Annotated in this window: 7 protein-coding genes; 1 reads left to right on the top strand and 6 read right to left on the bottom strand. The window is 62.8% G+C overall.

Features of this window, described 5'->3' with window-relative positions; genetic code table 11:
- Nucleotides 1–376 precede the first annotated feature (376 nt).
- The 6 genes from VJV58_RS13790 to VJV58_RS13765 all read right to left on the bottom strand — a co-directional run bounded on the left by VJV58_RS13790 (nucleotide 377) and on the right by VJV58_RS13765 (nucleotide 8420).
- On the bottom strand, nucleotides 377–3895 hold the full coding sequence (locus VJV58_RS13790) for an autotransporter domain-containing protein (RefSeq protein WP_324137913.1): 3519 nt from the start codon (nucleotides 3893–3895) through the stop codon (nucleotides 377–379).
- Nucleotides 3896–4546: 651 nt separating this feature from the next.
- The gene (locus VJV58_RS13785; protein WP_324137912.1) at nucleotides 4547–5263 is read right to left on the bottom strand and encodes a cytochrome c biogenesis CcdA family protein; all 717 of its coding nucleotides are present in this window, start codon (nucleotides 5261–5263) and stop codon (nucleotides 4547–4549) included.
- Between the two features lie 5 nt (nucleotides 5264–5268).
- The gene (locus tag VJV58_RS13780) at nucleotides 5269–5673 is read right to left on the bottom strand and encodes a thioredoxin family protein (protein ID WP_324137911.1); all 405 of its coding nucleotides are present in this window, start codon (nucleotides 5671–5673) and stop codon (nucleotides 5269–5271) included.
- 70 nt (nucleotides 5674–5743) lie between these two features.
- Nucleotides 5744–6298, bottom strand: a complete 555-nt coding sequence (locus VJV58_RS13775) for a PAN domain-containing protein (RefSeq protein ID WP_324137910.1) — start codon at nucleotides 6296–6298, stop codon at nucleotides 5744–5746.
- Nucleotides 6299–6464: 166 nt separating this feature from the next.
- On the bottom strand, nucleotides 6465–7835 hold the full coding sequence (locus tag VJV58_RS13770; RefSeq protein WP_324137909.1) for a glutamate--cysteine ligase: 1371 nt from the start codon (nucleotides 7833–7835) through the stop codon (nucleotides 6465–6467).
- A gap of 96 nt (nucleotides 7836–7931) precedes the next feature.
- Nucleotides 7932–8420 carry a MarR family winged helix-turn-helix transcriptional regulator gene (locus tag VJV58_RS13765; RefSeq protein ID WP_324137908.1) on the bottom strand — a complete coding sequence of 163 codons (489 nt, stop codon included), beginning with the start codon at nucleotides 8418–8420 and terminating at the stop codon, nucleotides 7932–7934.
- A 128-nt stretch (nucleotides 8421–8548) separates the two neighbouring features.
- On the opposite strand from VJV58_RS13765, the gene gstA reads away from it, so the two are divergent.
- Nucleotides 8549–9163 (top strand): glutathione transferase GstA, encoded by a 615-nt coding sequence (gene gstA / locus VJV58_RS13760; protein ID WP_324137907.1) that lies wholly within the window; start codon nucleotides 8549–8551, stop codon nucleotides 9161–9163.
- Nucleotides 9164–9203: the final 40 nt, after the last annotated feature.

Raw genomic sequence — 9203 nt, 5'->3', positions numbered from 1 at the left:
GCACCGCTGCGCTGCCAACCCCACCCGGCGCTTCGCGCCACCCCAAGAGCGAGCTCTGCTCGTCTCGCCCCATAAGTAAAGGGGAGGGATGAAGAGGCAGCGGAGTTCGCTCTTTCTTATCCCTCCCCCTTCGTGGGGCCGAGACGAGCAAAGCTCGCTCTGGGGTGGCGCGAAGCGCCGGGTGGGGTCGTTCCTCGCATGACGAAGCAGCCCCCCACCCGTCACATCGTTCGCTCCGCTCACGATGTGCCCGCCCTCCCCACAAAAGGGGGAGGGATAAGTAAGAAAGGGCGAGCTTCGCTGCCTCTTCATCCCTCCCCTTCTTTATGGGGAGGGATAAGAAAGAGCGAGCTTCGCTCGCGCGCTTTCCCCGCGATCAGAACGCGACGCGGACGCCGCCCTTGGCCGAAGCGGTGCGGCTCTGGTCGGACATCGCCATGCCCTCGAGCGCGCCGAACACCGCGACGTTGCGGCTGGTGTGGTAGTCGAACCCGGCGCCGAACACCGCGCCGACGGTGCGGGCGCTGCCCGGCGTCGTAAAGGCGAGGTTCTGGCCAAGCAGCACCGCGCTCACGGAAGTGTCGCCGACCCGCTGCAGCGCGATCACACCGCCATGCACGTTGGTCTTGAGCACGTGATCGCCGCCGAAGAACGTCGTCACCCGGGACAGATCGAGCTCGCCGCGCTCCTCGAGATTTTGCAAGGTGCGGCTGGCGAGGCTCAGCGTCTCGCTCGAGCCGGTTTCGCTGTAGCCGCCGAACCGGCCGGCGATATAGCGCAGCCGCGCGGTCGGCGTCAGCACGTATTCGTTGCCGAGCGCGTAGCGGAAGCCGTACGCCACCTCCGGGCTAACGAACCAGCCGTTATAGCTGGCGGTCGCCGTCTCCAGCCCGCCGCCGGCGGCGCTGTTGAGCATCAGCCGCCGCGACCGGTTGACGGTGCTGCCGCCCTGCACGGTGAGATCGACAAACTGCGCTCCCCATTCGAACCGGCTGTAGCCGCCGCCGAACACGTAATCGGTGTTCACGCTTTGCGAGTTCAGCGCGACCGACAGCGAGCCCGAGCCGCCGCCGATGAACGCGCCGACCAGCCAGTCGGGCCGCAGCCGGCGATCGATGCCGCCCGCCGCGCCCCAGGCGGTCGAGGTCGCGCGCAAGGTCGAGGCGGTCTCGTCCTGGACGCGCTGGCCGCCGAAGCTGCTGGCCCACACCGTGATCGGAGCCGAGTCGAGCCAGCTCGCGGCCGGCGCCTTGGTGAACGGCGCGACGCTGGCCGACTCCGGCGCATAGGCCATCGCCATCATCGAGCCGTTCGCCACTGATGTGCCGTTCAGCCGACCCTGCACCAGCGAGGACACCCCGCCGGTGAAATCGGCCAGCGTGCGATCGGTCTGCGCCAGCGCGGTCGGATCGAGCGAGGCCGTGATGCCGCCGACGGTGACGGTCGGTTGGCCGACCCCAAACGAGAGCAGCACGGTGTTGATGACGCCATCGAAGTTGACGAGCTGCGTCTTGAGCGCCTCGACCACGGCGGCGGCGCTGCGCGTCAGCTTCGACAGGCCACGCGCGGTGCCGGTGTCGGCCTCGACATTGATGACGTCGGCGGTATTGGTGCCCATATCGATCAAGCCATTGATGTGCGAACCGAGCTTGAGGTTCAGCGTATCGGCCGCGGCCGACAGCTTGATCGCGGTACCGCCGGTGCCGGTGATGGTGCCGGAATTGGTGATGACGCTGCCGACGCCGCCCGCGCCATTGGCCCGGATGCCGGTGGCGCCCGAGATGGCGCCGGCATTGGTCACGTTGACGGCGGCCGCATCGATCGCGATGCCTCCCGGGCCGGTCGTTTCGATCGTCCCCGAATTGCCGGTGACATTGACCGTTGGCCCGGTGATGCCCTGAAACGCGCCGGAAATCGTGCCCGAATTTGCGATCGTGGCGGCGGTGTTTACGAACACCGCCACGCCGTTCGTGCCTGATGCCTGAACCGTGCCGGCATTGTTCAGGTTAACGGTATCAGCAACGATAGCGATGCTATTCGCTGCATTTGCCTGGATTTTGCCGGAGCTGGAATTGGTAACGGCAGCGGTGTTCGCGCTGATCGCAAATCCGTTCGCAGCGAGGGCTTCGATGACACCTGAATTGCTGCTGAGCGTCGCGGTGACTGCGTCGATTCCGCGCTTATCTGCCGAAATGGTGCCGGAATTCACTCCCGCGAACGTGGTCACCACGATCGCCTCGCCGCCCGTCCCTATCGCCTGGACCAGGCCGGCATTGTCCAGGTTGATCGTGTTTGCGTTGATCCCCTGACCGCTCGCGCCGTTCGCGAGAATCTTTCCGGTGCTCGAGTTCGCAACCGTGGCGGTTTGGACTGCGTTGATCGCGGTGCCGTTGCTGACGGCGAGCGCTTCGATCGTGCCGGCATTGGCCGTGACGCTGACGGTTTGTGCATTGATGGCGAAGGTGTCGCCCACGATGCCGTTGGTGGTGCCGCCGCCGCTATTGTTGTTCACGTTGACGGCTCCGTTGAGCGCCTGAATCGCAGTGCCGCCGGCGTCATTCGCGCTTATGCTTCCAGAGTTGCCGTTGATGGTGACGTCCGAGTTGTCGGACTGGATCGCAGTGCCACCCAAGCTCGCCTCTATAACGCCGCTGTTGTTGATGATGGTCGCGGCATTGGTCGCGTGGATGGTGATCGAGTTGGCGCCAAATGCCTGGATGACCCCTGCGTTGGCGCTGACATTGACGGTTTTTGCATCGATGGCGAAAGCGTCGCCCGCGATGATGGCACCGACGCCGCTGTTGCCATTGAGGTTGATGGCCCCAGCCAGCGCCTGGATCGCGGTGCCGCCGGCGACGGTTGCAGTGATGTCGCCGGAATTAATGATAGTAGCGCTATCAGTTACGTGGATGGCGATTCCGCCTGCGGCGAACGCTTCGATGGAGCCGGAATTCGCGCTGACATTGACCGTTTTTGCATCGATACCGAACTTATCGCCCGTGATGTCACCGGTGTTACCGTTGACGTTGACGGCGCCGTTCAGCGCCTGGATTGCGGTGCCGCCGACGCCGGTTGCTCTGATGCCGCCGGAGTTGTCGTTGATGGTGACGTCCCGGGCATTGGCCTTGATGGCGATGCCATTCGTATTATTCGCCGTTATAAATCCGGCATTACCGTTAATGGTGACGTTCTTTGCGCCGCCGATGGCGATCCCGGCTGCAGCCGTCGCCGAGATCGTACCGGTGCCGTTGCTAACGGTGAGGTCGGCGGTCGCTTGGGCCTCGATCCCGAACGCCTGGCCGGTGATCTGGCCGGCGCCGGTATTGCCGGTCGCATCGACGGTGGCCGCAACCGTGTCGCCCATGAAGATGCCGACTCCGGTCGCGGCTGTTCCCGAGATCGTGCCGGTGTTGTTGATGGTGGCGCTGGAGCCACCCTCAATACCTTCAATGCCGCCGGTGATAGTGCCGGTATTACCGAGGACGTTAAGTAAGCCGTGTGTAGTCAGCCCGCCCCTAATGCCGCTGATGGTGCCGGAATTGGTTACGGTCGCAAAACCTCCGGTCTCGATGCCTGCGCCACCACCGCCGGTGACGGTCCCGAGCACATGATAAGTTCCATTTTCGCCGGATACGATCCCGGAAATGGTGCCGACAACCGATGCACCCGTATTGATGTTGTAGATGTTGTTGTCGTCGCCGGCAGTGCCGTAACCGTCGTTGTTGCCGGGTGCGGTGTTGGTGGTGGTGCCCGTGCAATCGACGGTCGAATTGCTCGCGAACGTGCTTGCGGCGCCGCCGACCGTGCACCCGGCTTGTGCGTGGGCCATCATGGCGAGCGGCGCCACCGTGAGCGTCAAGGCGAAGAGATGGCCGCGCAGCAGACGACGTGCCAATGGGGCGCGTCCAAATGGATGACGTGCAACTGGCCGCGCCGCCCGAGCATTCGAGACTTCCCGCTTCATTTCGATCCCCATTCCGCTTTCGATGTGACTGCTGTCGCCGAGACTCGCTGACTTCGGCGGGCACCGTAGCGGCGGGAATTTTTGCCAGCGTCCTTCGTCCGGATGAGGTGAAGCGTTATTCGAGCCGATCGCGCGCGATTGCTTTCGACTGTTGCATTTATACGGCAGCGGGGGTGGAGCGCCCCACCCGTCACATCGTTCGCTGCGCTCACGATGTGCCACCCTCCCCACGAAGTGGGAGGGATAAGAAAGAGCGAGATTCGCTCGTCTCGACCCCGCGATTGGGAGGGAAAGGAAAGAAAGAGCGAGCTTTGCCCGCGAACTTCGGCGGTCTCTTCATCCCTCCCCTGCGATGGGGAGGGTGGCGCGAAGCGCCGGGTGGGGTTGGCAGCGAGCGCGCTCGCGAACAGCTCTCATTCCAGAAGCAGCCCCCCACCCGTCACATCGTTCGCTGCGCTCACGATGTGCCACCCTCCCCACAAAAGGGGGAGGGATAAGACAGAGAGAGCTTCGCTCGTCTCGACCCCACAAACGGGGCAGGGATAAGAAAGAGCGCGCTCCGCTCGTCTCGTGCTGACAATCCTAAAACGATGTCGTCAATTGCGTCAGCCATTGCGGCGAGGCATCGACCAGAACGGCTTCGATCCATTTGTCCGCGCCGCTGACGATGGCCAATCCGATCACGAGAAAGGCTCCGCCGAGCAGGCCCTTTCCAACTTTGCCGGCCGAGAGCAGGCGCGATCGAACGCCCATCAGCCTCGCGCGGGATATCAATCCGAACAGCACCAGTGGCAGCGCTGCGCCGATGCCGAATACCGCCATCGTCAGCGCGACCTGCGGCAGATCGCGCCCCTGCGACGCCAGCAGCGAGGCCGCGCCCAGGGTCGGGCCGACGCAGGGAGACCAAACCGCGCCGAGCAGCAGGCCCAGCGCGAATTGGCCGGCGAGGCCGGCCGATGCAAAGCGGCCGAAGTGCCGGTCAGCCCAATTCGACACCGGCCCACCGACCGCCGCGAGTTGCGCCTGCCAGGCTGGATTGAGAAGGACGGCCCCGAGCACGATCATGATCGCGGCTGCCGCAATCCGGAACGTGCCGGCGTCGATCCCGAGCCCAAACCCCGCGACGGCTAGCAGCAGGCCAAGGCCGGTGAAGGATATCGCAAGGCCGCCGGCCAGCGCCAAAGCGCCGAGCGGATGGGAAGTTGCCGCCGCCCCGAGCACGATCGGCACCAGCGGCAGCACGCAAGGCGAAAGGATCGAGAGCAGTCCGGCCAGCAAGGCCAGCGCAAGATGCGTCACCTGATTTAAAAGCTCTTGTTGAGCAACGCCGAGATCGAACTCTCCCTGGTATCGCCCACGGAGAGGCCCTGCTCGGCAAGCCCCTTGAAGACAATCAGCGTGGATTGCATTTGGGCGCCGAATTGCTTGACCACCGGCTTCATCGAATCGAAATCGACCCGGAATATCTTCAGCTGCTTGAACTTGGGATCAGCGGTCAACTTGTCGAGAATGGGTTTCTGCGCCTTGCAGGTGGGACACCAGTCGGCGTGGATTTCCACCAGGATCGGATCGCCCGCCATCTGCGCGGCCTTGAATGCGCTCGCCGAAAACGGAACGGCCGTGTTGGCGGATGCCGGGGCGAACGAACTGACTGCAGCGATCGCCGCCGCGACAACTACGCTGTTCAAAACTCTCCGGGTCAAAATCATCTCGAACTCCTGGTTTCCTGCATGCCGATCGGCTCGACAGACCAACAGTACGTCCCAGAGGGGCGAAATGTTACCGCACGACGCCAGAGATGAATCCTGCCCTGCGCCGCGGGGGCTTGATTTCCTTTTTCAGGAAACAATGTGCCGCCTTGCCGACATAGCCCGGCCGGGCATAAGTCCAGGCCCGGCACTTGTTGTCGCCGACGCAGGCCGCCTTGCAGGGCTCGTCGCCTTCGCTGCTTTTGAGTTCGAAATTGCGGTAATCGCCACCTAACCGGTCGATTGAGGTTTCCACCGATCCATTGCGCGGCTCCACCACGCCCGCGCCGCGCACGCCGGAGACGCAGCAATTGTTGGGACTACGCGCGGGCACGCCGTTCTTCAGCCAGCATACCGCGCCGCCAGCGATGTCAGTGGGATAGTTGAAGCTCCAGGCCCGGCAATGGCGATCGCGTTCGCAGATCAGCGCGCAGTCCGCGGGGTCGCCGGTGGGGACGATTGAGCTCTGATAGTCACTGCCGGGACGGTCGAAATTGGCCTGCGCCTGCGCCAGTCGCGCGACGGTAACGGCCGCCAGCAACGCGAACGGCAGCACACACGCTTTTAGGAGGCGGGCTCGCCACATCCGGGATTGCTTTCAACTTGCTGGACACGCAGCCGTTTGCGCCATGCCATTTGATCGCCATGAAGATGTACGTTTGATGAACAGCCCTCGCACTGCAAAAAGGGCAAATTTTATGTGTTGCCCGATGCTACGGAATCAATCGGCACTCACAGCCCCAATCGACCGATTAAAAGGCGTACTCCTCATAGGCCGGCTCCACAGACTGATGCCAAGGCCCATAATACTTTTCGAGCATTTCCTCGGCCGGCGTGTGGCCGGAATCCAGGATCCGTTCCAAAGGCTCCAGATGCCGGGTCTCGTCATGGCCGAACTGATCGATCCGGCTGCGGCGGCGCAACCCCGAATGCGACAGCGTCAAGCACTCCTTGGCTATTTCGAACAGGTAGCGATCCCTGATCCTCGCCTTGAAGCCGAGGCGCGGCACGTCATCGCGTAATGCCTGCCGCTCATGCGCGTTCCAGTGTCTGGCGATCTCCCATGCGGCGTCCAGGCTGGTGTCGTCGTAAAGCAACCCGACCCAGAATGCCGGCAGCGCCGGGAGCCGTCCCCATGGCACGCCGTCCGCGCCGCGCATCTCCAGATAGCGTTTCAGCCGAACCTCGGGAAACACGGTCGATATATGGTTGGCCCAATCCGAAAGCGTCGGACGTTCGCCGGGAAATGCCGTGTTCTTGCCGAGGAAAAAATCGCGGAACGAGGACCCGGCGACATCGATGTAGGAGTCGCCGCGCTTGACGAAGTACATCGGCACGTCCAGCGCGTAGTCGACCCAGCGTTCAAATCCCATCCCGTCTTCAAACACCCAGGGAATCATTCCGGCGCGCGCATTGTCGGTGTCGCGCCAGATTTCCGACCTGAACGACAGAAAGCCGTTGGGCTTGCCTTCCGTGAACGGTGAATTCGCAAACAGCGCCGTGGCGATCGGCTGCAGCGCGACCGATACCCTGAGCTTCTTGACCATGTCGGCTTCGGAGGAGAAATCGAGATTGGTCTGCACCGTGCAGGTCCGGTACATCATGTCGAGACCGTAGCGGCCGACCTTCGGCATGTAGTCGGTCATGATCTTGTAGCGGCCTTTCGGCATCACCGGCATCTCCGCCCGCGACCATGACGGCGTCATGCCGAGCCCGAGAAAACCGATCCCCAGCGGAGTGGCAATCTCGCGGACCTGCGCCAAATGCGCCATCAGCTCCGACTGCGTCTGATGCACTGTTTCGACGGGGGCGCCGGAGAGTTCGAACTGTCCGCCCGGCTCGAGAGAGATCGCGCCGCCGCCGGTCACATCATAGAGGCCGATGATGTTGCCGCGCTCCATGATCGGCTCCCAGCCGAGCAACAGCTTCATGCCTTCAAGCAGCGCGCCGATGCCGCGCGCGCCTTCATAGGCGACCGGTCGATGCCCATCGAGGGTGAACGGCGTCTTTTCGTGCTCGGTGCCGATCCGGAATTCGGACGACGGCTTCACGCCGGCGGCCAGCCACGCCACCAACTCGTCGCGCGATTGCAGCGGCGTCATATCGATCTGGTCACGCGCCATGAAAAATCCGGGTGTGGGGCGTTTCGACCAAACGCGCGCAGTGTCGGGGATTTCCGCGGGCCCGAAGGTCCGAGGATGCGAGAGGTGAAATCGATATCATCGGGCGGGCGCGCCGTCTCTTGCGGCCTGCATTTGAGCCTCGCCGCACGAACAGCCCAGCCGATCGAGCAGACCGGACAGCTTGGCGGCGTCCGCATCGGACAATTTGGACCCGATATGTTTTTCGATGGCAGCGGAATACGCGGTCCACATCTTCTTCTGCAGCTCGCGCCCGGCCTCCGTGATTTCGACGAACTGGCCGCGCTTGTCGATTTTGCATTCGCGGCGCGCGGCCAGCCCTTCGTCCACCAGCCGGTCGATCAGCCGTGAGGTCGAGTATTGCGGGATCAACATCTGCTTTTCCAGCTCGACCGGACGCATCTCGCCCGATGGCGCGCGGGAGAGCTCAAGCAGCGCGTCATACCAGGCCAGCGGCGGAAATCCGGCCTTCTTGAGGTCCTGCTCGACGGCATCCAGCACCCTGCTCTGGACACGCATCAAGCGAATCCAGGCCGCGGTTGCCTCGGTGGAAGGTTTACGTTTCATGCCCTAATCCATGTCGGTCCGGTCAGTCTAGCGCACTAAATGCAGCTGCATCAATCTTGACTTGTTGCATGCAAATGCATTTATTCCTCCTGTCGCCATCCAGCCAATTATTTGACGGAGGAAATCCAATGAAACTGTACTATTCACCGGGCGCCTGTTCGCTATCTCCTCATATCGCGCTGCTGGAGGCCGGTCTGCCCTACGATCTGGTCAAGGTCGATCTGCGCGCAAAGAAGGTCGAAAACGGTGATGATTACCTGAAAGTTAATCCAAAGGGCCAAGTGCCCGCGCTGGTCATGGACAACGGCGAACTCCTGACCGAAGGCCCTGTCATCGTCCAGGTAATCGCCGACAAGGCCGCCGGCAAGAACCTCGCCCCGTCGCGCGATAGCACCGAGCGCTACAAGCTGCAGGAATGGCTCAACTACATCACCGGCGAGCTGCACAAGAATTTCGGGCCGATGTTCAGCCCCGTGTTGGCCGACGACGCCAAAGCCTTCTTCAAGGATCGGGTGATGGGCAAGTTCAAATATCTGGAGAGCGTGCTGGCGGACCGTGATTACCTGATGGGCAAGCAGTTCACCGTCGCCGATGGCTATCTGTTCACGATGCTGACCTGGGCAGATCGAATGAAGTTTGACTTGTCCGCGATGCCGAATCTTTTGGCCTACAAGGCCCGTATCGCGGCGCGACCGAAGGTCCAGGAAGCACTCACCAAAGAGGGCCTGATGAAGGCGGCGTGAGGTTGGTCGCAGACTAGCTTCTTCTGACGGGTTTTCTTCA

The sequence above is a fragment of the Bradyrhizobium sp. genome, assembly GCF_035273305.1.
Lineage (GTDB): Bacteria > Pseudomonadota > Alphaproteobacteria > Rhizobiales > Xanthobacteraceae > Bradyrhizobium.
Note: the sequence above shows the minus strand (reverse complement) of the source record. Positions and strands in the feature narration are given on the sequence as shown.

Coding starts and splice junctions, on each gene's coding strand:
- VJV58_RS13775 (WP_324137910.1), bottom strand. CDS start 6,298: ATGTGGCGAGCCCGCCTCCTAAAAGCGTGTGTGCTGCCGTTCGCGTTG.
- VJV58_RS13770 (WP_324137909.1), bottom strand. CDS start 7,835: ATGGCGCGTGACCAGATCGATATGACGCCGCTGCAATCGCGCGACGAG.
- VJV58_RS13765 (WP_324137908.1), bottom strand. CDS start 8,420: ATGAAACGTAAACCTTCCACCGAGGCAACCGCGGCCTGGATTCGCTTG.
- gstA (WP_324137907.1), top strand. CDS start 8,549: ATGAAACTGTACTATTCACCGGGCGCCTGTTCGCTATCTCCTCATATC.
- VJV58_RS13780 (WP_324137911.1), bottom strand. CDS start 5,673: ATGATTTTGACCCGGAGAGTTTTGAACAGCGTAGTTGTCGCGGCGGCG.